Genomic DNA, 25,389 nt, shown 5'->3' with positions numbered 1-25,389 from the left:
AGGCCGGCTTACTCGCTTCCGGCGGCATCCTTGCCGCCTCTTCCTCGCTTTGCTCGGCGCTCGTTCGCTTCGACTCCCTTATCTGAAAAGCAGGAATCATATTTAAAATAAAAAAGAGTCTGCAACTTGCAAACTCTTTTTTTCAGCGGTAGAAGGGAGTCGCCTTTCGGTCGCGTACATCCTGTGCGCTCCCTGCAGGCCGGCTTACTCGCTTCCGGCGGCATCCTTGCCGCCTCTTCCTCGCTTTGCTCGGCGCTCGTTCGCTTCGACTCCCTTATCTGAAAAGCAGGAATCATATTTAAAATAAAAAAGAGTCTGCAACTCGCAAACTCTTTTCTTCAGCGGTAGAAGGGAGTCGAACCCTCGTCTCCAGCTTGGAAGGCTGGGGTAATGAGCCGTTATACGACTACCGCAAAAGTGATACCACTATATCGAAAACGGCGGAGCGTGTCAACGGTGCGGTGAGTTTGTATCGGGGAGTTTGCTGTACTGTGGCGCCCCGCCGTTCCTCACGCACTTGGAGGCAGGCACACGCTGCAAAGCCTTGCGACTTACGCCAGATTCGACGTGAGCCACGATTTGAACGCTTCGTAATCGTTTTCCATCGGGACGGCGTTGTCGGGGAGCTGCATCACTTGCATGAGCCTATCGGGCATGGGCGGCTCTCTTCCGCAAGCTTCGGCGACGGTTTCGCTGAACTTTGCGGGATCGGCCGTTTCAAGGATGATGCCGACGCTCTTTTTTTCCGTGACGAAGCGCGCCCAATCGGGGATGTTCGGCGTGAGACCGGGCTTTTCGCTTGAGCCTTTGATGCCGCCCATGAGATTTTGCATGGAGCCGCTTCTGATGTCGTCCCACGCTTTCCACGCTATCGCTCCGTGCGGATCGGTGATGTACCCCGTTTTTGCGTGACACGATCGGACGGCGTTCATAATGCCGTCGTTGTCGAGCCAGTACGATGCAAAGAGATGCCGCACTTGTTCAAGCGAATACATTGCGGCTATGCGCTCGTAGTTGCTCGGAGCGCCGACATCCATCGCGTTTGCGTATGTTTCGACGGACGCTCGCGCGCGGTATTCTCCGGTGGCGATCCAGTCGGGAACGGTGTGATTCGTATTCGTTGCGGCGATGAAACCGGTGATCGGCGCTCCCATTTCGCGTGCGATGAGACCCGATGTGAGATTTCCGAAATTGCCGGACGGAACGGACATGATGACGGCAGGGTCGTCGATTTTGCTGTCGAGTTTTGCTCTGTCGCGAGAAGCGAGAGAAGCGTACATATAATAAAAGCTCTGCGGCAAAAGGCGCGCGATGTTTATCGAATTTGCGGAAGAGAGGCGAAAAGTTTTTCGCAATTCGGCATCGGTAAAGGCGGTTTTGACGAGTTTTTGGCAATCGTCGAAAGTACCGCGCACTTTGAGCGCTCGTACGTTTCCGGTAAAGGTCGAAAGCTGTTTTTCCTGCAGGGCGCTCACTTTTCCTTCGGGGTAGAGGATCGTCACGTCGAGACCCGCCACGTTGTGGAATGCGCTTCCGACGGCGCTTCCCGTGTCGCCCGAAGTTGCGACGAGGATGTGGAGCGTACCCTTTTCGGTTTTATTAAAAAACGACATGACGCGCGCCATAAAACGTGCGCCGAAATCTTTAAACGCGCATGTCGGTCCGTGAAAGAGTTCCAGCACATAGGTGATCGAATCGAGGGGAACGAGTTTCGGCGAAAACGGATATGCGTCTTCGATGATACCTTTGAGTTCGTCGTCCGGGATTTCGCCTTCGACGTAGGGTTTTGCCATATTGAATGCGATATCGCGGAAACACGGAGCGGGCGTTTTATTGATAAAGGTCCGATCGATGTGCGGAAACGATTCGGGCATATAGAGACCGCCGGTTACGGGATCCATGCCGCTCATTACGGCGGTTCGAAAATCGGTTTTTACGCTTGCCTCTCGCGTGTCGGTGTACTTCATATCATATCCTTCCGAAAATTAATAATATCGATTTTATCGTTACATTCCGTAGAGTATCGCCTGCACCGTTTGCGAAGCGATTTTTTTGCGGCACGCTTCGACGGCGAGATACTGCGATGTCCCCGTTTCCGATGCCGTCTGCCGCGTTTTATATAACACTGCTCCGTTTTGCATATCGATGCATACAATGTCGGCGACGAGTGTGCACGCATAGGTGCCGTCATCTTTGCGTTCCGAAGGAGCGGCGAATTTTACCGAACCCGATACCATAAAACCGGCCGAATTTCCGACGATGGCGCGCGTCGCTTTGTAAAGAGATGCGATGCTTTGATTCAGATAATTTGGGGAAGGGATGGGAGAGTTTCCCGATCGGACGCCGGAATTGATAAAGTCTCTCAGGATGTAGCGCGAATTGGTAAGTGCGCGTCCGTTTTCATCGAAATCGAATACGTAGAGGATGCCGCTTTTTTTTGCCAAATCGGTTCGGACTTTGTAAGGTGCCGTAACGCTCGCGGCACGGGCGGCTTTGACGGTTTCGGGATTCGAATTGACGGGTGTCGGATAAAAGGTTACGACCGCGTTGAACGACGAAGTCGGAACTTCGGGCATAAATTCGATGCGTCCGTTTTCGTCCGTCGTTAAAACGATTTCGTCGTAGACGATCGAATCGTCCGTGCGCGATGCGGGGTATGAAACCGTGATCGGCATGCCGGAAACCTCTTTTTCTTCAGCGTCTTTTACGAGGAGCGTATACGCCGACGTAAAAGGGACGTGCTTTACCGTTTGCTTCGGAAAAGAAACGATGTTCAAAGCGATGCCGGAAATTCTCGTCAAAAATTCGTTTTGTTCGATATCGGCAGGACTCGGCGCTTCAAGTGCGCCTTCCGCGGCCGGTAGGGGAAGTGCGGATTTTGCGCCTCTTTTCGATGCATGCGCACCGGATAAAAAAGCCGAAAAAAGCAATACCGCCGGAACGATCGAACGGTATCTTTTTATTAAAACAACCATAGGAACCCTTGTCGAAATTATTAATTTAAAAATCGAATGCACAATACGTTTGAAAACGGAATTTCGCTCAAAGAACTCGACCGCGGCAAGGCGGGCGGGATATCGCCGATTATAAGCCTGTAATTTCAAAAGTCGTCATTCATCTATACAGTATATCGTCTTTTTGAAAAAATCTCAAGGATTTCGGATTGTCAAATTTCCCGCTTGCCCTGTTGCTCAAAATGCGCCGTCTATCTAAAATAGGCGTACTATGAGAAGTACGAGGGCGGTCGTTTATAAAAACAATTTGATACACAATCTTTCCGTCGTTAAATCCTTTATTAAAAACGATGTGAAAATCTGCGTGGCGGTGAAAGCGAACGGTTACGGCTCGGGCGCGGTTTTTGCCGCAAAGACGGCGCTCGCTTCAGGCGCATCGTTTTGCGCGGTTGCGACCGTAGACGAAGGGATCGAGCTTCGTGAAAGCGGCATCGCCTCTCCGATTTTGCTTTTGAGTTTATGTGCGCCCGACGAGATGAAAGACGCCGTTTCGTATAAGCTTACCCCCCTCGTGTGCGACGAAGCCTATGCCGAACTTTTCAACGTCGCTGCCGGAAAATATGCTGCCGGAAAATTTCCCGTACATCTTGCAGTCGATACCGGCATGCGCCGCATAGGATGCTCCGTCGATGAAGCTTCACGTTTTGCAAAGCGCATCGTAAACTTGCCCCGCCTTGCACTCGGAGGGGTGTGTACGCATTTTTCTTCGGCGGATGAAACGGATGAGGCGGCGAGGCGGTATACGGACGATCAATTTTCGCATTTTATGTGCGCCGTCAAATCGATCGAAGATGAAGGTATAGACCCCGGCATCAGACACTGTGCGGCGTCTGCGGCGCTGATCGACCGGCCGGAAATGCAGCTCGATATGGTGAGACCGGGGATCGTTATGTACGGCTATTTTGACGGGAGCATCGACGGCGCTTACTGTGCCGAGCGGGGAAAGCCGTGTACGCTCGAACCCGTGATGGCTCTTGAAAGCGAAGTCGTTGCGATTAAATCGATAAAAAAAGGGGAGGCGGTTTCGTATAACCGCACGTGGACGGCCGAATGCGATACCGTCCTCGCAACGCTTCCGATCGGCTATGCGGACGGCTTGCCGCGGAGCTTGTCTCCCGGTCTGTGCGTCGCGATAAACGGAAAAAACTATCCCGTCGTCGGGCGCATCTGCATGGATCAGTGTATGGTCGATGTCGGCTCAGGCGGCGTCCGCCGTTGGGATAAAGCCGTCATATTCGGCCCTGAAAATTCCGGTGCGCTGCAGACGGCGGCGGACATTGCAAAGGCTTCCGGCACGATTTCGTATGAGATTTTGACGGGCATCGCAAAGCGCGTGCCGCGCGTCGAAGTGTAGCGCGGAAAATCTTGTTTGCGTACACGATTATGGTGTATACTGATAGCGGCGGGGGATGCGGAAGGTGTTATCATTTGAGTGGGATCCGGATAAAGAAAAGCACAACATTGAAAAACATAACGGGATCTCATTCCGAATAGCGGTTAAAGTTTTTTCCGACAACAAACGTATTGAAAAATATGATTCACAGCATTCAACATTCGATGAAGAGCGATGGAATGTAATCGGTATGGTTGATGATATTCTTTTTGTTGTTTATACGGAAGTGGATGAAAATAGAGTCAGAATTATTTCTGCGCGTCCTGCGGAAAAGGAGGAAATCGATGAATACTTTAATAACTATGACACTCGATGAAGTGAAAAAAAATCCGCTTACCGAAGAGGAAAAGAATGTTATCCGCCGCGCAGCAGCGCAGGTTCGTGCCGGTACTGCAGAAGACGATCCTGATTGCCCGCAACAGACCAAAGAGGAACTCGCAAAATTTCGTCCATGGTATGAAGTTCATCCCGAATGGTGCGAAGCGAAAAAAACGGAAATTCATTTGCAGATCGATACCGATGTTCTCGAATGGTACAAATCGCAGGGCAGGGGATACCAAACAAAGATGAATGATGTTTTGCGTGCTCATGCGTTTTTACAAAGAAGCGCGGAACATTAACAAAAATTCATAATGCGCTTCGCATCGGCGGCAAGGTAAAAAGAACCTGAAACGAGCAGGACGGCGGAAGCGGCTTCGGCTTTTTCGAATGCGCTTTGTACCGCTTTTTCAAAATCGATTTCACAAGTGAACGAAAGGTGCGCGCTTTTACAGGCGGCCTCTGCGCGTTCTATGTCGCCGTGTTTTGTAAATCCCGGTTTTGTCAACGTGATCGAATGAAATGTGCCGCGAAAAAGGCGGGCGATCGCTTCGGCATTTTTGTCGGCGGCAAGGGCAAAAAGCAGATGACGGGGGCGGGACGGGAAGAGGGAAGTGAGGGCGTCAAGCGTATTTTGCATACTCAAGACCGTATGCGCTCCGTCAAAGACGACGACGGCATTGCGGCAGGGTATGATTTCAAAGCGGGCGGGGAGGCTTGCCTTTGCGAGTCCCTTTTCGATAATGGCCTCATCGATTGCGGGCAGTGCCGTTTTTACCGCGAGGGCGGCTTGAGCCGCATTTTGTGCCTGCACCGAGCCGAGCATACGCAGTGTCGTTTGCACGGGACGGGAAAACAGAGGGCTTTCGAAACACAGGTTCATACGGCAATCATTTGTATACGAAATTTCTCGAAATCGTATCATATCGTCCACAAAAGTGCACGACGTATCAGCTTTTTGGACGGTTTTTTGAAATATCCGGTAGACAGAATGTGTCGTCTGATGCGAAACGATGACGGGAACGAAAGGTTTTATGATGCCCGCTTTTTCGGAGGCGATTTTTTCAAGCGTATCGCCGAGGTATTCGGTGTGCTCGAGTTCGATCGGCGTGATACAGCAGAGTTTCGGCGTGACGACGTTTGTCGCATCGAGCCTTCCGCCCAATCCGACTTCGAATACGTTCCAATCGGTGCGCGCTCGGCGAAAGCACAAAAACGCGTAGAGCGTCACAAGTTCGAACCATGTAAGGGTGCGCGGTATTTTTTTTTCGCTTTGTGCCGACTGCACTGCATGCATCAATTCCGCTGCAGCGTCACTGTAGACCGCGTCCTCGAAAAAGCCGCCGGGTGTCGCGATGCGTTCTCGGAAATCGCTCACGTGCGGAGAAGTGTAGATGCCGACGGAAAAGCCTGCTTCCTGCAAAATGCATGCGATCATCTTTGAAACGGAGCCTTTGCCCTTTGAACCGGCTATGTGAAAGCACGGGGATGAGGCTTCGGGATGTCCGAGCCGTTCGCAAAAAAAACGCATCGTGTCGAGCCAAAACATATTTTTTTGCGGAAGCTTTTCGAAATTGATAAATGAATCGAGCCATCTTTCAAAGCTGCGCATCGAAGGAGCATGTTCCATGACGGCGAGTATAACACGGATTTGCAGGAGAGCACAGGGGCTGTCTCAAAAGTCGGTTCCTATACACGTGGCATTGCAGGAAGTGTCAACTTCCGAAAATGCCGCGTTAGTGCGCAAAAGCGCACACGTATATGGGCGAGTTTTCAAAAGAAAACGGTTTGCTCTGCAAACTTGCAGTTAAAAGTGCCGCGCCATTTCAGCGGCGCTTTTAAACGTTACTTTTTCGACAGCCAGTCGCGAAACGTCCGGAGTGAAATCGTCCGAAATGTCTCGATCTCGCGGTTTGCAAAACGCGAGATTTGTGCTATTGTTATTTTACTATGAAATTATGCATACACAATGCGACGGTGCTGAACGGCATTTCGCAGATGGGCGACTGCGCCGTTTTGATCGACGGCGGGAAGATCGCCGATATATTTTCCGAAAACCGTTTTCGTCAAAAGACATTCGATAAAGACGTCGCCCTTATCGATGCGCAAGGTATGTACGTCGCACCTGGTTTGATCGACACGCATATACACGGATTTAAAGGGCACGGTACGGACGATTGTACGACCGAATGTATGCTCCGTATGTCGGACGACCTCGCAGACTACGGCGTCACCGCTTTCAATCCGACGATGTATCCTTCCGACGAAGCGACTATGATTTCCTCGATCAAAGCGATCGTGCGCGCTATGGGAAAGGAAAGAGGCGCGAGGATTATGGGGATCCATCTCGAAGGCCCCTTTATTTCGCCGTATAAACTCGGCGTACAGCGTCCCGAAACGGTAAGGAGCGTCGACCTCGATTTGATGGAGCGGCTTTGGGAAGCCTCCGAAGGGCATATCGTCAATATGACCGTCGCCCCGGAATTGAAAGATATGCGACGCCTCGCGCTTATGTGTATCGACAAGGGGATCGTGCTGCAGGCGGGACATACCGATGCCGCTTACAGCAATATGGTCGAAGGTATGCAGGCGGGTATTTTTCATGCGACGCATTTTTTCAACGCAATGAGTCAAATGCATCACCGGAACCCCGGTGCGGTCGGAGCGGTGCTTATCCATCCGGAAATGACATGCGAAATCATCGCCGACGGCGTGCACGTACATCCGGATCTCTTTAAACTTTTACAAAAAGACAAGACGAGCGATCAAATCGTGCTCGTCACCGATGCGCTCACTCCTACCGAAGAGAGAGGCGAGCATCTTACGGCGAACGGCGAAGAAGTCGTTTTCAAAGACGGCTGCTTTCATCGGAAATCGGACGACGTCATCGCCGGTTCCGCCCTTACGATGATACGCGGGTTGAAGAATCTCGTATCGTTCGGCTTTCCGTTGAGCGATGCGGTAAAATGCGCATCGGCGAATCCCGCGCGTATTATGAAGTATCAAAAAAAAGGTATGCTCGTCCCCGGTTACGACAGCGACGTCATCGTCTTCGATAAGGATTTTGTGTTGCGCTTTGTGATGGTGCAGGGGCGCACGATAAAGAATACGTTTTAACTTGTTGACGATAAATAATTAATAAATAATACTATCGTTTTTACGGGAGGTTGTATGCGTGTTATCATCAAAAAAGATTACGATGCGTGTTCGGCTTGGGTTGCGCAGCACATTGCGCGGCGCATTGTCGATTATAATCCGAGCGAATCGAATCCCTTTGTGCTCGGGCTTCCGACGGGGAGTACGCCTATCGGAACCTATCGGGCGCTTATCGAACTATACAAGGCGGGAAAGGTTTCATTTAAAAACGTCGTCACGTTCAATATGGACGAATACGTCGGTCTCGACGACAAGCATCCGCAAAGCTATCATTATTTTATGTTCGACAATTTTTTTAATCACATCGATATCGATAAAAAAAATATTCACATATTGAACGGGACGGCACAGGACAAAGAAGCCGAATGCGCCGCTTATGAAAAAGCGATCGAAGCTGCCGGCGGTATACGTCTCTTTTTCGGCGGCATCGGAAGCGACGGACACATCGCGTTCAACGAGCCGGGTTCTTCCCTCGCATCGCGCACGCACGCGGCTACGCTGACGAAAGAAACGGTCGATGCGAACGCTCGGTTTTTCGGCGGCGATCTTTCGAAAGTTCCGACTCAGGCGCTGAGCGTCGGTGTCGGGACCATCTGCGATGCGGATGAAGTCGTCATCATGGCGACGGGACGGGTAAAAGCTTTAGCGGTCGCGCAGGGCGTCGAAGGGGCGATTTCTCACCAATGGGCGGTAACGGCGCTTCAGCTGCACAAAGACGCCGTGATCGTCTGCGACGATGAGGCGGGCGAAGAGCTGAAAGTAAAGACGGTGCGCTATTTTACCGAAATCGAATCGCATATCGAAGAGAAGGCGCTGTGACGGATTTGCGCGTTGCGCCGTTTTTGGAACGCTTCGGATTTTCGCTTACGATGTCGAAAGAATCACGTGCGCTCTCCTTGCCGATATGCATCTTTGCAGCGACTTGACTCGGATACTATCGACAACGGTTGATTGTACGGGACGCAGTTCATTGACGAGATGCCGCTGATTTTGTACGGCTGTCAGTGGCTGATTTTACCGTTGACAGCAAGTGCACATTTCTTTATACTCGAAAAATACGCGGACGATTAGCTCAGCCGGTTAGAGTACCTGGTTTACACCCAGGGTGTCGGGGGTCCGAATCCCTCATCGTCCAAACATACTCCGTACGTCGGCGTACACGTTTCAATGATGTCAGATAAAAAAAAATACGCAAAACATTTTTTACTCGACGTACGGACGGCTGTCGAATATGCGCGAGAGGTGCTCGACTATTTTGATGCGGACGAAGAGCTCGGCTGTACGGAGATCGGCGACGGCAATATCAACTATGTGTTCAAAGTGTTCGGCAAAACGAGCGGCAAGTCCCTCGTCATAAAACAGGCGGACACGCTGCTCCGCTCATCCGGCCGTCCGCTCGATATGCATCGGAACAAAATCGAAGCGGAGATTTTGAAAATCGAAAAATCGCTCGCGCCCGACTTTGTGCCCGAAATCTATCACTACGACGAAGCGATGTTCGCACTGTCCATGGAAGATATTTCGGCGTATAAGAATTTGCGCAAAGAGCTCGGTGCGGGGAAAATTTTTCCGGCATTGAGCGATGAGCTTTCGACCTTTCTTGCGGATACGCTGCTTCCGACGACGGATTTGGTTATCGGAAGGGCTGAAAAAAAAGAGCGCGTCAAGCTTTTTACGAATCCCGAACTCTGCGATATTTCGGAAGATTTGGTATTTACCGAACCGTATTGGGATTACAAAAAGCGGAACGTCATTATACCGGAAAATGCAAGCTTTGTCGAAAAAGTGCTGTACAAAGACAAAGCGCTGCACGCATGCGTCGCGTGCCTTCGGGACGATTTTATGAATCACGCGCAGGCGCTCGTTCACGGAGATTTGCATTCCGGTTCCATCTTCGTAAATGAAGACGGCATAAAAGTAATCGATCCGGAATTCGCGTTTTACGGTCCCATGGGCTACGATGTCGGAAACGTCATCGGAAATTTCTTTTTCGCGTATGCGAACGCGTATTGGACGAAGCCTGATAATGCGGAATTTTTATCGTGGCTGCAAAAGACGATTGCGGACGTTTTCGATTCGTTTAAAACGAAGTTTGAAAAAAAATACGATGAGCTTGTCGAATTCCCTCTGTATAAAAACGAGCGCTTTAAAAAAGCGTATACGGAAAGCGTACTTGCCGATTCGGCAGGCTATGCGGGAACGGAAATCATCAGGCGAGTCGTCGGGGATGCGAAAGTGTCGGAAGTGACTTCCGTGACGGATATCGCGCTGAAAGTACCGCTTGAGAGGAGCCTCATCCTGCTCGGGAAAACCTTTATAAAGCGGCCGGACGATATGAAATCGGGAAGCGACCTCGTGCAGGCGGCAAACGATATTTTCGGCTGCGTAAAGCGGGGTGAACTATGAAGCGGTGTGATTTCGATTTGCCCTTTTTGCTGAGATACGAAAACGTCGCGTGGTACGAAAACGGAAAAGTGCGCATATTGGACAGACGCATCTATCCTACGGAAATAAATTTCGTCGAATGCGTTTCATATCGGGAAGTCGCACAGGCGATCGCCGATATGGTTACGCAAAGCGCAGGTCCCTATACGGCGGCAGGTATGGGTATGGCGCTCGCGGCTTACGAAGTAAAAGACAAAAGCGCCGCTTCTCAGCTCGAGTTTTTACGACAAGCGGCACACGACATATCGCATGCAAGACCGACGACGGCAAACAGGATGAGCATCGTCACGGAGGGCTGCCTCAAAGCGGCCGAAAGCGCTCTTGCGGGCGGAAAAAACGTGTGTGAGGCGATCTTCGAGCGGACAATCGATTCGCTTGAGCGCCGCTACGGCACGATGGAAAAAGTCGGCGAATACCTCGCTTCTCTTTTTCCGAAAGGCGGAACGGTACTTACGCAGTGCTTCGGCGAAACGATCGTCGGTATGATGCTGCGTGCGGCGAAAAAAAACGGTAATGAGTTGAAACTCTACTGTGCGGAAACGCGGCCCTACCTGCAGGGTGCGCGCCTTACGTCGAGCTGCTGTTATGAAATGGGTTTCGATACGACGGTCATAACGGATAATATGGTCGCCTACGCGATGCAAAAAAAAGGCATCGACGTCTTTACGTCGGCGGCAGACACCATCGCTCGCGACGGTCACATTGCAAATAAAATCGGCACGTTTCAAATCTCGATTTTGGCAAAGCACTTCGGCATTCCGTATTTTGTGACGGGCATACCGGACGCGGATAAAATGACGATGCGCGATATCGTCATCGAAGAGAGAGACCCGTCCCTCGTGCTGAGTTCGGGCGGAAGGGTGAATACGCTTCCGGGCGTCAAAGGGATCTACCCTTCGTTCGACATCACGCCTCCGCATTTGATAAGCGGCGTCGTAACCGATAAAGGCGTCTTTACGCCCTATACGCTGAACGACTATTTCGATACGAAAACGGATGAGTATTATTGATGAAAAAGGCAGACGACGGAGGTATGACAGATATGTATGACGAAGAACGCAAAGCGATCGTCGATTATGGAAAGCGTTTGATTACGGAGCGTCTCACATCGGGGACGAGCGGGAATATAAGCATTTTCGATCCTGGAAAAAAACTCATGATCATCAGTCCGTCGGGTATTCCGTATTTCGATACGAAAGAAAGCGATATCGTTGTAGTCGATCTCGACGGAAAAATCGTCGAAGGAAACAAAAAGCCGTCGAGCGAATGGGCGCTTCATGCGGCGATGTACGAGGCGAAAGCCGAAGCGAGGGCGGTCGTACACACGCATTCGATGTACTGCACCGTACTTGCGTGTCTTCATGAGCCGATCCGCGCAGTTCATTATGTCGTCGCGGATGCGGGTACTTCGGAAGTTCCGTGCGCTCCGTATCGAACTTTCGGCACGATCGAATTGGCGGAAGCGGCAAAAGAAGCGATCGGAAAAAGCGATGCGGTCCTTTTGGCAAATCACGGTATGCTTGCCGTCGGAAAAGATTTGCCTTCGGCATTCGGTTTGGCGCGCGGCATGGAATTTTGCGCCGAAGTGCAGTACCGGGCGATGTGCGCGGGAAAGCCTTTCGTGCTGCCGGATGACGAAATGGGGCGGGTGATCGAAAAATTCAAAGGCTACGGACAGGTAAAAAACAGATAGGTTCAAGGCTCTGTCCGAAACGAAAACTTTCGAACGGAACCGGACAAAACAGACGCGGGAACGCTCGGTACGGGTTCTTTTACCCTTATCGGCGTTTCCCGATCACTCCATCGGATTTTTTACGTCGCTTCGAAATAAAAACAGATCCTGTATTTTCAGAGAGTAAGAAGTGCAGGCTTCGTTTCGCTGCTCGGCTTCGCTTACGAGAGGAATGCTGAACGCATGACTTGCAGGCGCATAACCGTTTGCACTCACTTCCACCGTAAACGTAAAGTATTTGCTTTCGCCGACTTTGTCGGCTTTGCAAGGTTTCACCCAGAAGGAATATGAGCCGTTCGTCGCCGCGTATGTTTTACACGGATTTGACCACGTTTTATCGATCATATCGGCGTTGTGCTCGTCGCATTTAAGCGTGATCGTACAGTCGATGAGCGGTTCGAAGGACGCACCGTCGAAAACGTTCCCCGAAAAAATCGGGAAGTTGAAGGAAATCTGCGATTCTTCCGAATGTACGCTCGGCGCAAGGTCTTTGTGATACGGACGTTTTACGGAATTGATGACGCGTATGGCTTCCATAGTGAGCGCGTCGATATCGGCTTTTATCTGCGGCATCGGGATGTTCATCGTATGTACGATACCGCGTCCGGAAACGACGTAGCGCGGCGGAATGCGGTTCAGCACATAGCTTACGGCATCGATCCGGCAATCTTCGCAGTCGCAGGTAAGCCATGAAGGCCTCGTTTCGTTGAGCCGTTCATACATGAGAGCGACACGTGACGTTACCAATTCTTCCATTACGTTGTGAACTTTCATATTCCTCCCGCAAAACTCCCGCATTTCAAAAACCGTATTTCATTTTGTTAATATTAATTTAATTTCCGCCCTTGCGGGTATAGGATGCGAGTCCTCCCGCAAGCAGGATCGCGCGGCTACGCTTGCTTAAATCGTTTGTGCCGTTGATTTTTTTCCCGTTTACGGCTATCTCGAACGGAGATCCCGTTTTCAGCGCTTCGGCGATATTTCCGATTTCAAGCGTATCTCCCTGTTTGATTATATCATAATCGGCGGGATTTGCAAATTCCATCGGAATGATACCGTAGTTTATGAGGTTCGCTTTATGGATCCGCGCAAAGCTTTTTACGATGACCGCGCGTACGCCCAAGTACATCGGGCCGAGGGCTGCGTGTTCGCGGGAAGAGCCCTGTCCGTAATTTTCACCTGCAACGATAACGCAGCCGGAAAAACGCATCCGTTCGGCACGCTCGTAAAAAGTTTCATCGATGCGCGAAAAAGTGAATTTGCTTATCTCGGGGATATTCGAACGGAACGGAAGCACTTTCGTTCCGGCAGGCATGATATCGTCGGTCGAAATATTGTCCCGGGCTTTCAGCAGTACCGGCAATTTGAGAGAGGATGCGCACGGAGGGCAGGGCGGACATTTTTTTATATTCGGCCCGCGGAGCACTTCGACTTTTTCCGCTTGTTCCTGAGGAAGCGGGGGAATGAGCATACCCTCATCCTTTGCCGCCTTTTTAATAATTTTTGCATCGAGCCGCGCGTCGTTTCCGTCGAGAAGACTCCCTCGCTTCGATCGCACGTAGGCACGGTCGGTATATGAAAGCGTTTCCGCTTCGGTGAATACGCCCGTAACCGCGGATGCGGCGGCTGTTTCGGGTGAGACGAGGTAGACCTTTGCATCGGCCGTTCCGCTTCTGCCTTTAAAATTGCGGTTGAACGTGCGAAGCGATACTCCCTCGCTGTTCGGCGCAAAGCCCATGCCGATGCACGGACCGCACGCGCTTTCGAGGATACGGAAGCCCGCTTCGATGAGCGTGCCGAGAATGCCCGCTTTTTCCGCCATCATGAGCGTTGCCCGGCTTCCCGGCGCTATGCCGGCTTCGACTCCCGGAGCGATGTGTTTGCCTTTGACGATTGCTGCGACCGTTTCCAAATCGTCGAGGGAGCTGTTCGTGCACGAGCCGATGACGACCTGCGTTACCGGTTTGCCCGAAAGATTTTTTACCGCAGTGACGGCGTCGGGAGAATGCGGCCGGGCAGCGAGTGCCGACAGTTTCGTCAAATCGATTTGGATGATTTTATCGTATTCGGCGCCGACGTCGGCTTCCTGTTTCGTCCAATCTTTTGCCCTTCCCATCGATGCGAGAAAGGTTTTCGTCTTTGCGTCCGACGGGAAAACGGAACAGGTTGCGCCGAGTTCCGCACCCATATTCGTAATCGTCGCTCGCTGCGGGACGGTTAGCGTTTCGACGCCTGACCCGAAGTATTCGTAAACCGCGCCGACTCCTCCCTTTACCGTTTCCCGCCTCAGCACTTCAAGGATGATGTCTTTTGCGCTGACGCCTTTTCGAAGGCATCCGGTGAGCTGTACGCCGAAGATTTTCGGCATCGCCAAGTGAAAGGCTCCGCCCCCCATTGCGACGGCGACGTCGAGTCCGCCCGCTCCGATCGCGATCATGCCGATACCGCCGCCGGTCGGCGTGTGACTGTCGCTGCCGAGCAGCGTTTTACCCGGCTTTCCGAAACGCTCGAGGTGTACCTGATGACAGATGCCGTTTCCCGGTCGTGAAAAATAGAGACCGTATTTTTCGGCGATGCTCTGCAGGTAGCGGTGATCGTCCATATTTTTAAAATCGGTTTGCAGCGTATTGTGGTCGACATAGGAAACGGAGAGTTCCGTTTTGACGCGGGGAACGCCGATCGTTTCGAATTGGAGATAGGTCATCGTTCCCGTTGCATCCTGCGTCAGCGTTTGATCGATACGGATCGCGATATCGTCTCCTCTCCGTATCGGCTCTCCCGGAACAAAGCGCGTATCGGGACATGCTTCGGGAATGATGTGCGCCTGTAATAATTTTTCCGTGAGCGTTAGGGACATAGCGTTACCTCGATATTTTACACGGAATATATTTTAGCAGATTTTATACTTCTGTTCAACGCGCCGATGTACGGACACATCGATCTACCGATGTGTCCGCTTTATGTGTGCCGCATGTGCCTGTCCTCATATGCGCACGTTCGACTACGCTTCAAACTTGCTTGGATTTTTTCGTAAAATTGTGCTATGCTTATCGATATGAAGCGTGCGGTGCGAATATTGACGATCGGTGTTCTCGTTGCGGTTTTTTTTGCCGCATCGTGTTCGGACAATCAAGCCGTCATCGCTTCCGATACGGGCGAAACGCTCCGCGCAAAAGCGGCCGTAAAAGATGAGGATGCGTTGTGGACGCGCGAAGTTGAAAAAGAGCGCCTTGTGCGGACGATCGAAACAAACGAAGTGCTTTCGTCTTCGGTAAAACTCAGCCCCGAATCGCTGATCGCTTCTCTTTCGTCCTCCGAAACGGTGTATCCTTGCATACAAGGATTTGCAAGTCTCGATACGACTCTCATGTCGAGCGAACTGAAAAGCGCGCTCGACGCTTTCGTTTCAGCTCTTTCCCGCAACGAGAGTGCGGACGCGTCGTTTGCTCCTGAAAATTTGTTTTCATACGTCTTTTTTCTTTCCGATTTGAAAAGCGGATGGAAAACGCATTTCGCTCTCGATTTTCCCGACGCGCAAACGCCGCTTTTTACTTCATCGCTTTACGGTTCGCCTTTTATCGACGAAGCGGGAGCGGAAGTTCCCGTGCGCTTCGGATTTTCAGGCGGCTTTATCGATGTGCTGCTGTATTTTGAAAAAGACGGGGAAACCTATACGATCAGTAATATCGAAATACGGAAATGGGAGCGGGTCAATGGAAAATAATAATTTAACCGGCATAGAGCGCGAGCTCGTACTCCAATACCTGATCGACGGAAACGTTCCCGTCACCGTAACGCCGATGGAAAAAGACGGTGCGGCAGGAGACGCGATACACCCGCTTTCGTCGGCAGTGTTTCCCGTCGCGCTCAAAGCCGAACAGCTCGCTTCGGGCGGCAGCGGCATAATTTTATTAAAAAATCCGCCGCAGTCGGTGATCGGCTTTGCGGGAAAACGCGTTCGCATCGAATTTTATTTCAACCGTGTCGGCCTTTTTTTTATTACGGAAATGCGCTCGGTAAAATCGGGACTCGCCTTTGTCGTTCCCGAAGCGATTTGCCGTATCAAAGATACGGAAGCGAAGCACGATTACGATTTTTCCGCGACGGTCTATTATTCGTGCAGCAATAAGGCGACCGTCAATTTCGACTGCGTGCCCTGCGAAGGCTACGAACTTTTCGCGCGTCCGGTGTGGGCTTCGATCGCGCTCGAACAGCAAAAGACGGCAAAGGCTTATCTCGAACGATTTGTCGCCCAAGCAAAAAAGGAAAAAAACGCGGGCAACGGCCTGCAGCTCATTCCGATATGCCGCTACCTCACGGAACGGCGCACGAAAATCGAATCTTTTTCGGGAAGCGTAAAACCGCTCGATATCCTGTACGTCGACCACGAGCGCATCGTTTTCGGAAGCGTTGATGAAAATTTTCAGCTTTCGCGCGGTGCCGAATACGCGCTCAAATTGTCGTTTTCACTGCACGAAGGCCCCGTCGCAAGCCGCGATGTCTTTGCTACCTGCGCGCCTGCGAAAGTATACAGTGCGGAAGCGGGAGGTCGCACGTGCGCGGATTGCGTCTACACGTCGCTGCAGGAAGAAGACTTGAGATTCATATACGAAAAAGCGACGAAAAATTTATACCTGTGACCGGCTTGATGCCGTATCGCCTTCCTCTGTTTTCTTTTCGCCGTCTTCCTTTTGTCCGTTTTCCGAATCGTATACGGTAAATTCGAGCCGTGTGTCCTGCGGTTTGTTCCCGAGCAAAATCGCAACGGGGTGCAAAAGCGGTATGTTTTCGCAGATGATCTTTATGATGACGGTGAGCGGGACGGCGAGGATCATGCCGACAAAGCCCCACATCCAGCCCCACAGAGAGAGCATGACGAGGATGACGAAGGGGGAAATGCCGAGGTTGTGTCCTTCGATACGCGGTTCAACGAAATTGCCGAGCACCATATTGACCGTCGTTGTTCCCGCAACGATAAAGATGACGGGAGCGGGATGCGGAAAAAACTGCAATAACGCAAATACGGATGTCGCCGCGACCGAAACGATCGAACCGAAGTTCGGGATAAAGTTCAGCACGAACGCAAAAAATCCCCATACGATCGCGAAGTCGAGATCGACGACTTTTGCCGACGCATAGACGAGCACTCCCGTCGCAAGCGAGATGAAAAATTTTATCGAAATGAAGCGCACGACTTGCGTCATCGTCCGCTTGACGATTTCGAAAAGTCGGTTTTTCATTCGTCCTTCAAAAGCTTCTCTGAGCTTTTCGCCCGTGACGTGCATTTCGACGAGCAAAAAGATAAACATCAATACGATGACGAGTATGTTGCGGACGATGGACACCATATTCGCCGAAAGCGAAAACAGCATGCGGCGCATCATAACACCGATATTGAACTGTTCTCCGAGCGCGCTCTGCAGATTGTAAAAAAAACTTTTATCCGCATCGAAACCCAAATTGAATTTATTTGCAAAAAATTTATAGATCGAAAGAAATTTCGATTCGTATTTCGAATATTCGGAAAGGATCGTACGAAGGCTTGCGAATACGAGAGTACCGAGGACTGCGATGGCGACGACAAATAAAATCGTGACGACGACGATGTTGAATATCCACGGCAAGTGAATTTTATTCATGCCGCGGACGATCGGCAAGAGTACGAATGAAAACATGATCGCGAGGATGACGGGGATGACGACGCTCGCCGTTATTTTCAAAACGGCAAAAAGCAAAATCGTCGCGATGAAGATCAATAAATACGCGATCTGCCGTGAAATTTGTTCTCTGCCGGTCATCGCTTAAGCTCCGCGTTTTGCGCTTATCGTATCGAAGCCGCATATCGCTCGCAGCACTTCGGGAACGGTAACGGATCCGTCTTCGTTTTGATAATTTTCGATGATCGAAAGCATCGCGCGCCCGGCCGCGATCGCCGTTCCGTTCAGCATGTGAACGTATTTATTTTTGCCGTCGTCGTCTTTGTATTTGATGTTGAGACGCCTTGCCTGATAGTCGGTGCAGTTCGACGTCGACGTCACTTCTCCGTAGTCGCCTGCGGGATGCGCTTCGTCCGCTCGGCCGGGCATCCACGCTTCCAAATCCCATTTGCGGTATGCGGGCGCTCCCAAATCTCCGGTACACGTATCGACGACGCGGAAGGGGATACCGAGTCCGGTAAAGATTTCCTCTTCGATCATGCGCAGCTTTTCGTGTATCGCATCCGATTCTTCGGGCAGGCAGTACACGAACATTTCGACTTTATCGAATTGGTGAACGCGGTACAAACCTTTGCTGAAATGTCCCGCCGCTCCCGCTTCGCGTCTGAAACAGTGCGAAAGCCCGCAGTAAAAAAGCGGCAGCTTCGATTTGTCGAGTATTTCGCCCGAGTGATAACCGCCGAGCGTGATTTCCGCCGTCGCGACGAGGCAAGTGCCTTCGTCTTCGATGCAGTAAACGTTCGATTCGTTGCCGCGCGGATTGAAGCCGATGCCTTGAAGCACTTCCTGCTTTGCGATGTCGGGCGTTACGAAGGGCGTAAAGCCGTGCTTTCTCAAAACGCCGAGCGCATACATGATGAGCGCCTGTTCGAGAAAGACCGCTTCGTTTTTGAGGTAATAGAATTTCGGCCCCGACACTTTCGTGCCCCGCTCGAAGTCGATGATATCGAGCGATTCTCCGAGCGCCACGTGATCTTTGGGCGGGAACGAAAAAACGCGCGGCGTGCCGACTTTTTTTACTTCGAGGTTTTCCGTATCGACTTTTCCGATCGGGCAAGCCGGATGCGCCATATTCGGAATTTTCCGCGCCGCTTCTTCGAGCTTCGCTTCCGTTTCCGTCAACGTTTTTTCCGCATCCGCGATGGCATCTTTGAGCTCTTTTCCTTTTTCGATGAACTCCCGGCGCTTTGCCTCTTCGAGCTTTCCTTTCATCAACGCGGCGTTTTCATTGCGCTTTTCCCGGAGCTGCTGCAGACGCGTAACGAGGGCAGTGCGCTCGTCGTAGAGGCGCACGACTTCATCGGCGTCGGCCGTCATATTGCGGTTTACGATATTTTGTTTTACCGCTTCGAGATTGTCTTTGATAAATTTATAATCGAGCATATTTTATTCCTTGTTAATTAATAATCGGAGTTTCTAAGAACTTCGGCTTTTTGCAGTTTTTTCGACTTTACTGCGCGCTATTGCAAAGCGTACGTGATCGTGACGGTCGAACTCACTTCGATTTTTCCGGACGATATCGGTGTTGCGATTTTAGCGCGTACCGCCGCCGGCGCGTCGTAGTACCCCGCACTGACGTCGCCCGCATCGCTTTTTTCGATGATCGTGATCGCTTCTCCGATTTTACAGCCGCTTGCTCCCGCTAAAAGCGCTGCCGTCTCCTGTGCCTGTCTTACGGCGAGCATGCGTGCTTCCCGAACGAGAGCCGTATCGTCTGCAACGGTAAACGTGAGGGATGTAAGTTCGCTTGCTCCTGCGGAAATCGCCGTATCGATGACGTCGCTTACAATGGCGGTGTTGTACACGACGATCTTCATTTCGTTCCGCACACGATAGCGCCCGATCGACAGCCTCCCTCCATCCCACGATTCCTGCCGATATATGCTGTAGTTCGTCGTCGTTATATCGTTTGCGTTCACTCCCGAAGCGACAAGAGCTTCGCGTACGCGTGTCATGATTTCACTGTTCCGATCCGCAGCGGTTTTCGCGACCCAATCCTGCGTTACGACCGAAACGACGACGGACGCTTTATCCGGTTCCGCTTCCGCGACGCCGCGTCCGGTCACGGTGATTGTCCGCGCGTTTTTTTCTTCGTGTTTTATGAGCGAACACGACAGCGATGAAAACAGCACGATAGCCGCTATGGTGATTTTAATAAACCGTTTCATATATTCCTCCGTATGATATGATCATCAACAATCGCCGCCATCGATATTTTATTAAAATCGAAAGCCGCCGGTTGTTTCCATCTATCGGATATCGACGTACATACGTTTCAGATAAATGCTGCGTTTGCGCGCGGACTGCCACTGTTTACTCTCCGGCCAGTTTTGCAAAAGCTCATCGTATGCGCCGAGCGCGCCTTTGATATTTTGCCGCGCGGATTTCGCTTCGAGCGTTTGTCCCTTGAGATAGAGTCCTTCGTCGATGCGGCTTGTCGCACGCACAAAAAACAGATCGAGAAGAGCGAGAGTTCTCGCGTAGTTTTTTTCATCGTATGCGCTTTTCGCTTTTTCAAGCAGACCCGATTCGTCGAGCGCGTAGTCGTCCGCGCTGAGATCGGCTGCCGAAGCCGATCCTGTTTGCTTTTGTGCGCTTTGCGAAGATGCGGAATCGTTTTCATCCGCCGAAGCTTGCTGCATCTGCGTTGTATCGGAAGCTCCGCTTTCACTTTCGCCCGATGCTCCGTATTCGGAATCTGCCGTTCGTCCGGAAAGCGGAGAGCGGCTTTCCGTCGTTTCCGAAAAACGCTGCGTACCATCCCCTGCAGTTTCGGAAAAGCGATTCGTTCCGTTTTCGGCAGCTTTAGAAGATGCGATTTCCGTGCTTCCTTCCGCCGCTTCGTTTTCCGAACGGACAGGACGGGGCGGGACGATGTCCGCATACGAAGGAGCGGTGATGCGTTCGGCTGCGCTTCCGACTTTATCTTCGACGATCACTTCGAGCCGGTCGTCGATAGCGTCTCCGGTGAGTATATCGTTTTTGTAAAAATGCAGTATCGCTCTTCCGGCATTTTTTGCACGGAGCGTAAAAATCGTGTCGGCATCTCCGAGTTTTTTTCCGAAAAACGAAAGCAGTTTCGTGCCGTCCGTCTCTCCGAGATAGATCCATCCGCCTCCGGGATAGACGACATCGAGGTATTGATTTTTTGCGATATGCACCGATCGCGACGGAAGTATTTTCGTGTCGATTTCATCCATTCCGTCGAGCGGATCCGTCTGTTCCCGCGAGGAGTCCGTACTGCTTGCCGATTTATCGGCGGCGCCCACATTTGTGTCTTTTGTGCTCCGCGCATCATCGGTCGCACTTTTTGCGGGATTTATCGTTTTCTCACTTGTACCGCCCTTCGTTTTTTGCGCTGCCTCCGCGCTGCGGACATTTTGCGCCGAGCGTGTCGTTTCGCCTGAAGCGTTCGTCGGCTTTGTGTTTTTTTGTGCCGCGTCCGTACCGGCTCGTTTCGTATTTCCGACTGCCGCGTTTGCACTTGTCTGCGCGGCGCTTGCACCTATCTGCGCAGCATTTTCTTTTGCAGCGTTCGCCGTCGGGACTCTTTCATCTTTCGGTGCGGCGTCTTTTTGAATCGGATTTGGATGCGTTTCGTTTCGCGCGGTAAAACCGGCACCGTCGTTTTCCGAAAATCCTTCCCGTACGACAGGTTCGTCTATGGCAGAACTTCCGCGCATGGCCTCTTCGCTTTTTTCGGGAAGATCGCCTCGGATGCGCTCGGAAAGATTTTCCTCATTCGAAAACGCATCTTCAAGTTTGCCGGATGTTTTGACCTGTTTCGGCATTCTTTCCGCATCTGTCACTTTTTCCGTATCGGGCATGGCGCGCTCTTCGTTCGAATCGCCGTCCGTTTTCGCTTCGTCCGCGAGAACGCTTTCACTCGTACCGGCGGCGCTTGAGCTTTCATCCTTCTGCAAAGCGCCGCCGATGTTTTCGTGTATTGCTGCATTTTCGTTTTCCGCCGATTCCGAAATTCCGTCACGATGTTCCGATTGGCGGGAAGAGGCGACGCTTTCGGTTTGCGTTCGATTATCTCCTGCTCGTTCGTCTTTCGGAAGAGACGCGCAGGATACGAAAAAAATCGACAGGCAGACGGCAGCAGTAAACGACGCTTTTATCGATTCGCGTGCAAAACTTGAGGTGCGCTTTACTATTATTAATTTCGAGTTCCGAAAACCTTGAAACTTTCCGACGTGTTCGTCCGCCATTCGCTTGATCGTTTTTTTCACGGAGCGGCCCCCAATATATCCGAAACGATTTTATCGTTCGCACGGCGCAGGTCTTCCATCTCTTTGCCCTCAGGCGGCGTAAACCATCGATCCGTATCGGTATCGCTCCACGCATCTTTTGCTTCGCGCGAGGCGATATAATCCTTTTGCTCCTGCGGACCGTCGGGAGCAAGGAGTTCCTGTGTCGGCGTAAAGGTGCGTTCGGCGACGGGCGCTCTGCGCGTCTTTTTCGATTTTTGTGCGATAAAAACTGCAAGCGCGATGCACGTCATCAAAATAAGCGTACCCGAAATGAAGGCGACGTATTTTTTCCTTCCGTAAAAGAGAGCTTTGATACCGTCGAAAAAATCACTTTTCCCGATCATCGCTTTTTTTCTCCGCGGCTTTCGCTTTTTGCGCCGCTTCTTTTTCGAGGCGTTTTTCTTCTTTCACTGCGCGCTCGCGGTCGGGATCGGTTATCGTTCCGTCGGGATTGTGAATGCGTTTTGCGGGCCTCGGCGGAACGGTCGCTTCTTCGGGCGGCACGTCTTCTTCGATAAAGTCGTCATTGCTTTCGGAAATGACCGCGCCGAGCTTTATGTCTTTGTCGAGGCGGAGCGAAAGTATTTTCGAAACGCCGGACTCTTCCATCGTGATGCCGAGCATCGTCGTAGCTCCCATAACCGTTTTTTTGTTATGCGTGATGACGATGTATTGACTCACGTTTGCAAAAGAGCGCAGCGTCGTCACAAAGCTTGAAACGTTTTTGTCGTCGAGCGCCGCATCGATTTCGTCGAGGAGACAAAACGGAGAAGGGCGCACTTGGTAAGTCGCAAACAAAAGCGCGACGGCCGTCATCGTTTTTTCTCCGCCCGAAAGAAGAGCGATGTTTTCGAGCTTTTTTCCCGGCGGCTGCGCGTAGATGTCGATGCCGCTCGTGAGCACGTTTTCCGGATCGATGAGACGAAGCTCGGCTCTTCCGCCGTTAAAAAGGCGGCGGAACATATTGTGAAAATTCTTTTTGATTTTATTGTACGTGTCGAGAAACATTTCGGACGATTTCGATTTGATTTCTCCCGAAACGCGCTGCAGATTTTCGAGGCTCTTTTTCGTATCTTCGCAGTTCGTCTGCTGCCGCTCGTAGCGTTCTTTTTCTTCGGCGAATTCTTCGACAGCCATCAAGTTCACCTGTCCGAGCGCTTTCAGCCGTTCTTTCGCGTCGGAAAGTTTTTCCCGAATTTCCGCGGCGGGTTTTGTGATTTTATACATGCGCTCTTCGAATTCCATAAGATCGCGCGAATGCGTATCCTGAAAATTCTGTTTGACGTTTTTGATTTCCGTGTCGGAGGAAACGAGCAAAAGCGAAATGCGCTCGTACTGCGCCTGCAGCTTATTTTGTTCCTCCTGCTTTTGACGGAGCGCGTTCTGCTTTCCCGACACGCTCGTATTGCACGCGGCGATCGCATCGTCGAGCTTTTTCAGCTCGTCCGCGAGAGAGAGACCGCGCTTTTCTATTTCCGAAAGCTCTTCTTCGGCGCCGGATATTTCCGCATTCAAATTTTCGGCGCGCTTGTTTTCCGAAGCGATCTCTCCGTCGGTATCGGAAAGCGTTTTTTGCTGGCTTACCAAAGTACGGCGGAGCATCGATACCTGCTCTTCGGCCGCCGTGATCTGCTCGTGCATCTGCGCTTCGTTCACTTTGAGCTTTCCGAGCGTTTCTTTATATTCGTCGATTTTTTTCGAAAGGTTTTCATTTTCCGCATGCAGTTCGGCTATGCGTTCGTTGATCCCGGCAACGCGGGAACGGTTGTCGGAAATCTTTTGATCGATGGCGCGCTTTTTTGTCATGATCCCTTCGGGCGCGAGGAATTCGGTAATAAAGGCGGGGGAGGCTTTCATATAATCGTCGAGCGCTTTTTCAAGTTCTGCGACAAGCTTTCCCGTTTCAAAAAACGCGTCGGATGCTTCCTTCACCGTTTTGACGCATTCGTCGGCGGAACGCGATGGAGAGGCTGCAAAATCGGCAAAGATGTTTTTGCGTCCCGCCGTAAAAATTTTCAAGCGGGCGATGACGTTGTCGAGCGTTTCTTTGGCGTTTTTCATCGCATTTTCGGAAAAGCCCGCGTCTTTTAATTTTGCGTCGAGCTTTGTGACGATGTCTTCGGTGATCGCCGTCAAATCTTTTTGCAAAAGCGTGCGTGCTTCACGCAGCGCTTCGATTTGCGATTGCGATTCGGAGACGAGTTTTTCGTTTCCGTCGATGCGGCTTCCCGCGTCGGAAATATGTTTGCCGAATGATGCGATATTTTTTTTGATATCGTCGAGCTGCTTTGTCTTTTCGTAAAGCTGCGCGTTTTTTTCGTCGATTTCATCGTTCAGCGCATCGATCTGAACTCCGATCGCTTTTTTGTGCGCTTCGAGCTGTTCGAGTTTTTCTTTCGATTCGGAAAGGCGCACGTTGAACTGCTGTATCAGATCCTGTTTGCCGCTTTTTTCCTTTTGAATGCCGATTAAATCCGCCTGCTTGGCATACACTTCTTCCTGCATGGCTTTTACTTTGTCCATGTTTTCCGAAAGCGTATTGCTGATCGCTTCGATTTCGTTTCGGATATCGCCTCGTTTTTTTTCGACTTGTTTGAGATGCTCTTCGTTTTGCGCTTTCGTCTGCACGAAGTTCTTTAATTTTAATAATGTTAAATCGAGTTCGTCGTTGAATATTTCGTCTTTTACCGCGCGGTATTTGATCGTTTTTTCGGACTGCACTTTGAGCGTATCGTATCTCCGTTTGACTTCCGAAAGCGCGATTTCGATTTGCTGAAGATTGTTCCGCGTGCGCTCAAGTTCCCGTTCGGCTTCCGCACACTCGGCTTTGCTCCGGCTTATGCCTGCCGCTTCTTCGAAGAGATAGCGCCGGTCTTCGGGCTTCGACGAAAGCACTTGATCGATCTTTCCCTGTTCCATGACCGAATAGGCCGCTTTGCCGATGCCCGTATCCATAAAAAGCGAGCGTATTTCGCGCGGGCCTGCCTGTCGGTTATTGATAAAGTATTCGTTTTCACCTGAACGGTAGAGCCGCCGCTTGATCGCGATTTCGGGCGCTTCGAACGGTATGAGTCCGTTTTCGTTCATGATCGTGAGCGTCACTTCGGCGACGTTGAGGGGAGGCCGGCGTTCGGTACCGTTGAAGATGATGTCTTCCATCTTGTCGGCGCGCAAATTTTTCGAGCGGTTTTCGGCTAAAACCCATTTTATCGAATCAACGACGTTGCTTTTGCCGCAGCCGTTCGGGCCGAGCAGAGCCGTGATGCCGTCCGAAAAATCGATATGTGTTCTGTCGGCGAAGGATTTGAAGCCGAAAATGTCGAGACTTTTAAGAAACACCTGTCCCCTCTCAAAGTGA

At 51.3% G+C, this 25,389-nt stretch carries 21 protein-coding genes and 2 tRNA genes; 11 read left to right on the top strand and 12 right to left on the bottom strand.

From position 1 onward, the window contains the following. Window positions 1-340 precede the first annotated feature (340 nt). From JSQ97_RS02845 to JSQ97_RS02835, 3 genes are all read right to left on the bottom strand, one after another. Window positions 341-413, bottom strand: a tRNA-Gly gene (locus JSQ97_RS02845). Between the two features lie 138 nt (window positions 414-551). Then, a complete protein-coding gene (thrC, locus tag JSQ97_RS02840; protein ID WP_205074661.1) occupies window positions 552-1,967 on the bottom strand; it encodes a threonine synthase in 1,416 nt (471 codons plus the stop codon). Between the two features lie 39 nt (window positions 1,968-2,006). After that, window positions 2,007-2,975 (bottom strand): hypothetical protein, encoded by a 969-nt coding sequence (locus tag JSQ97_RS02835; RefSeq protein ID WP_205074660.1) that lies wholly within the window; start codon window positions 2,973-2,975, stop codon window positions 2,007-2,009. A 250-nt stretch (window positions 2,976-3,225) separates the two neighbouring features. On the opposite strand from JSQ97_RS02835, the gene alr reads away from it, so the two are divergent. From alr to JSQ97_RS02820, 3 genes are read left to right on the top strand one after another with little or no spacing between them, the layout of a single operon-like run. Further along, window positions 3,226-4,368: an alanine racemase gene (gene alr / locus JSQ97_RS02830; protein ID WP_205074659.1), complete on the top strand. Its 1,143-nt coding sequence runs from the start codon at window positions 3,226-3,228 to the stop codon at window positions 4,366-4,368. Between the two features lie 55 nt (window positions 4,369-4,423). Next, window positions 4,424-4,723 carry a BrnT family toxin gene (locus tag JSQ97_RS02825; protein WP_205074658.1) on the top strand — a complete coding sequence of 100 codons (300 nt, stop codon included), beginning with the start codon at window positions 4,424-4,426 and terminating at the stop codon, window positions 4,721-4,723. Next, window positions 4,692-5,027: a BrnA antitoxin family protein gene (locus JSQ97_RS02820; RefSeq protein WP_205074657.1), complete on the top strand. Its 336-nt coding sequence runs from the start codon at window positions 4,692-4,694 to the stop codon at window positions 5,025-5,027. The genes JSQ97_RS02825 and JSQ97_RS02820 overlap by 32 nt, the downstream gene beginning before the upstream one ends. Here the strand turns inward: JSQ97_RS02820 and JSQ97_RS02815 are convergent. After that, a complete protein-coding gene (locus JSQ97_RS02815; protein WP_205074656.1) occupies window positions 5,024-6,355 on the bottom strand; it encodes a bifunctional folylpolyglutamate synthase/dihydrofolate synthase in 1,332 nt (443 codons plus the stop codon). The two genes, JSQ97_RS02820 and JSQ97_RS02815, sit on opposite strands and share 4 nt — an antisense overlap. Window positions 6,356-6,675: 320 nt before the next feature. Here JSQ97_RS02815 and nagA point away from each other — a divergent pair, with 320 nt between their 5' ends. From nagA to JSQ97_RS02785, 6 genes are all read left to right on the top strand, one after another. Further along, on the top strand, window positions 6,676-7,842 hold the full coding sequence (gene nagA / locus JSQ97_RS02810) for an N-acetylglucosamine-6-phosphate deacetylase (RefSeq protein ID WP_205074655.1): 1,167 nt from the start codon (window positions 6,676-6,678) through the stop codon (window positions 7,840-7,842). Between the two features lie 54 nt (window positions 7,843-7,896). Then, window positions 7,897-8,700 carry a glucosamine-6-phosphate deaminase gene (gene nagB, locus JSQ97_RS02805; protein ID WP_205074654.1) on the top strand — a complete coding sequence of 268 codons (804 nt, stop codon included), beginning with the start codon at window positions 7,897-7,899 and terminating at the stop codon, window positions 8,698-8,700. Between the two features lie 242 nt (window positions 8,701-8,942). After that, window positions 8,943-9,016, top strand: a tRNA-Val gene (locus tag JSQ97_RS02800). Window positions 9,017-9,048: 32 nt separating this feature from the next. Next, complete coding sequence (gene mtnK / locus JSQ97_RS02795) at window positions 9,049-10,287, top strand: S-methyl-5-thioribose kinase (protein ID WP_239446882.1); 1,239 nt, start codon at window positions 9,049-9,051, stop codon at window positions 10,285-10,287. Next, window positions 10,284-11,336, top strand: a complete 1,053-nt coding sequence (locus JSQ97_RS02790; protein WP_205074653.1) for an S-methyl-5-thioribose-1-phosphate isomerase — start codon at window positions 10,284-10,286, stop codon at window positions 11,334-11,336. The genes mtnK and JSQ97_RS02790 overlap by 4 nt, the downstream gene beginning before the upstream one ends. Next, the gene (locus tag JSQ97_RS02785; RefSeq protein ID WP_239446881.1) at window positions 11,336-12,019 is read left to right on the top strand and encodes an L-fuculose-phosphate aldolase; all 684 of its coding nucleotides are present in this window, start codon (window positions 11,336-11,338) and stop codon (window positions 12,017-12,019) included. The genes JSQ97_RS02790 and JSQ97_RS02785 overlap by 1 nt, the downstream gene beginning before the upstream one ends. A 102-nt stretch (window positions 12,020-12,121) precedes the next feature. Here the strand turns inward: JSQ97_RS02785 and JSQ97_RS02780 are convergent, their stop codons facing one another. Together JSQ97_RS02780 and JSQ97_RS02775 are read right to left on the bottom strand one after the other, a co-directional pair. Then, window positions 12,122-12,832: a late competence development ComFB family protein gene (locus JSQ97_RS02780; protein ID WP_205074652.1), complete on the bottom strand. Its 711-nt coding sequence runs from the start codon at window positions 12,830-12,832 to the stop codon at window positions 12,122-12,124. Window positions 12,833-12,890: 58 nt separating this feature from the next. Beyond that, entirely contained in the window at window positions 12,891-14,915 is a 2,025-nt protein-coding gene (locus tag JSQ97_RS02775) for an aconitate hydratase (protein ID WP_205074651.1), read from the bottom strand. 186 nt (window positions 14,916-15,101) lie between these two features. Here JSQ97_RS02775 and JSQ97_RS02770 point away from each other — a divergent pair, with 186 nt between their 5' ends. Further along, window positions 15,102-15,782 (top strand): hypothetical protein, encoded by a 681-nt coding sequence (locus JSQ97_RS02770; protein WP_205074650.1) that lies wholly within the window; start codon window positions 15,102-15,104, stop codon window positions 15,780-15,782. After that, on the top strand, window positions 15,772-16,698 hold the full coding sequence (locus JSQ97_RS02765) for a hypothetical protein (RefSeq protein WP_205074649.1): 927 nt from the start codon (window positions 15,772-15,774) through the stop codon (window positions 16,696-16,698). Before JSQ97_RS02770 ends, JSQ97_RS02765 begins: the two co-directional genes overlap by 11 nt. Here the strand turns inward: JSQ97_RS02765 and JSQ97_RS02760 are convergent. The 6 genes from JSQ97_RS02760 to JSQ97_RS02735 form a co-directional block, all read right to left on the bottom strand. Further along, complete coding sequence (locus JSQ97_RS02760; RefSeq protein WP_239446880.1) at window positions 16,687-17,856, bottom strand: AI-2E family transporter; 1,170 nt, start codon at window positions 17,854-17,856, stop codon at window positions 16,687-16,689. The genes JSQ97_RS02765 and JSQ97_RS02760 overlap by 12 nt on opposite strands. Window positions 17,857-17,859: 3 nt before the next feature. Beyond that, window positions 17,860-19,158 carry a serine--tRNA ligase gene (gene serS, locus JSQ97_RS02755; RefSeq protein ID WP_205074648.1) on the bottom strand — a complete coding sequence of 433 codons (1,299 nt, stop codon included), beginning with the start codon at window positions 19,156-19,158 and terminating at the stop codon, window positions 17,860-17,862. Between the two features lie 77 nt (window positions 19,159-19,235). Then, window positions 19,236-19,943: an SIMPL domain-containing protein gene (locus tag JSQ97_RS02750; RefSeq protein ID WP_205074647.1), complete on the bottom strand. Its 708-nt coding sequence runs from the start codon at window positions 19,941-19,943 to the stop codon at window positions 19,236-19,238. Between the two features lie 81 nt (window positions 19,944-20,024). After that, window positions 20,025-22,010 carry an outer membrane protein assembly factor BamD gene (locus JSQ97_RS02745; RefSeq protein WP_205074646.1) on the bottom strand — a complete coding sequence of 662 codons (1,986 nt, stop codon included), beginning with the start codon at window positions 22,008-22,010 and terminating at the stop codon, window positions 20,025-20,027. Then, entirely contained in the window at window positions 22,007-22,375 is a 369-nt protein-coding gene (locus tag JSQ97_RS02740) for a hypothetical protein (protein ID WP_205074645.1), read from the bottom strand. Before JSQ97_RS02740 ends, JSQ97_RS02745 begins: the two co-directional genes overlap by 4 nt. Next, window positions 22,359-25,370, bottom strand: a complete 3,012-nt coding sequence (locus JSQ97_RS02735) for a chromosome segregation SMC family protein (RefSeq protein ID WP_205074644.1) — start codon at window positions 25,368-25,370, stop codon at window positions 22,359-22,361. The genes JSQ97_RS02740 and JSQ97_RS02735 overlap by 17 nt, the downstream gene beginning before the upstream one ends. Window positions 25,371-25,389: the final 19 nt, after the last annotated feature.

This window comes from Treponema sp. Marseille-Q4523, from assembly GCF_016901105.1.
Classification (GTDB): Bacteria; Spirochaetota; Spirochaetia; order Treponematales; family Treponemataceae; genus Treponema_D.
Note: the sequence above shows the minus strand (reverse complement) of the source record. Positions and strands in the feature narration are given on the sequence as shown.

Excerpts from the sequence above, each read along its gene's own strand:
- thrC (WP_205074661.1), bottom strand. The coding sequence starts at position 1,967 with ATGAAGTACACCGACACGCGAGAGGCAAGCGTAAAAACCGATTTTCGA.
- JSQ97_RS02835 (WP_205074660.1), bottom strand. The coding sequence starts at position 2,975 with ATGGTTGTTTTAATAAAAAGATACCGTTCGATCGTTCCGGCGGTATTG.
- alr (WP_205074659.1), top strand. The coding sequence starts at position 3,226 with ATGAGAAGTACGAGGGCGGTCGTTTATAAAAACAATTTGATACACAAT.
- JSQ97_RS02825 (WP_205074658.1), top strand. The coding sequence starts at position 4,424 with ATGCGGAAGGTGTTATCATTTGAGTGGGATCCGGATAAAGAAAAGCAC.
- JSQ97_RS02820 (WP_205074657.1), top strand. The coding sequence starts at position 4,692 with ATGAATACTTTAATAACTATGACACTCGATGAAGTGAAAAAAAATCCG.
- JSQ97_RS02815 (WP_205074656.1), bottom strand. The coding sequence starts at position 6,355 with ATGGAACATGCTCCTTCGATGCGCAGCTTTGAAAGATGGCTCGATTCA.
- nagA (WP_205074655.1), top strand. The coding sequence starts at position 6,676 with ATGAAATTATGCATACACAATGCGACGGTGCTGAACGGCATTTCGCAG.
- nagB (WP_205074654.1), top strand. The coding sequence starts at position 7,897 with ATGCGTGTTATCATCAAAAAAGATTACGATGCGTGTTCGGCTTGGGTT.
- mtnK (WP_239446882.1), top strand. The coding sequence starts at position 9,049 with ATGATGTCAGATAAAAAAAAATACGCAAAACATTTTTTACTCGACGTA.
- JSQ97_RS02790 (WP_205074653.1), top strand. The coding sequence starts at position 10,284 with ATGAAGCGGTGTGATTTCGATTTGCCCTTTTTGCTGAGATACGAAAAC.
- JSQ97_RS02785 (WP_239446881.1), top strand. The coding sequence starts at position 11,336 with ATGAAAAAGGCAGACGACGGAGGTATGACAGATATGTATGACGAAGAA.
- JSQ97_RS02780 (WP_205074652.1), bottom strand. The coding sequence starts at position 12,832 with ATGAAAGTTCACAACGTAATGGAAGAATTGGTAACGTCACGTGTCGCT.
- JSQ97_RS02775 (WP_205074651.1), bottom strand. The coding sequence starts at position 14,915 with ATGTCCCTAACGCTCACGGAAAAATTATTACAGGCGCACATCATTCCC.
- JSQ97_RS02770 (WP_205074650.1), top strand. The coding sequence starts at position 15,102 with ATGCTTATCGATATGAAGCGTGCGGTGCGAATATTGACGATCGGTGTT.
- JSQ97_RS02765 (WP_205074649.1), top strand. The coding sequence starts at position 15,772 with ATGGAAAATAATAATTTAACCGGCATAGAGCGCGAGCTCGTACTCCAA.
- JSQ97_RS02760 (WP_239446880.1), bottom strand. The coding sequence starts at position 17,856 with ATGACCGGCAGAGAACAAATTTCACGGCAGATCGCGTATTTATTGATC.
- serS (WP_205074648.1), bottom strand. The coding sequence starts at position 19,158 with ATGCTCGATTATAAATTTATCAAAGACAATCTCGAAGCGGTAAAACAA.
- JSQ97_RS02750 (WP_205074647.1), bottom strand. The coding sequence starts at position 19,943 with ATGAAACGGTTTATTAAAATCACCATAGCGGCTATCGTGCTGTTTTCA.
- JSQ97_RS02740 (WP_205074645.1), bottom strand. The coding sequence starts at position 22,375 with ATGATCGGGAAAAGTGATTTTTTCGACGGTATCAAAGCTCTCTTTTAC.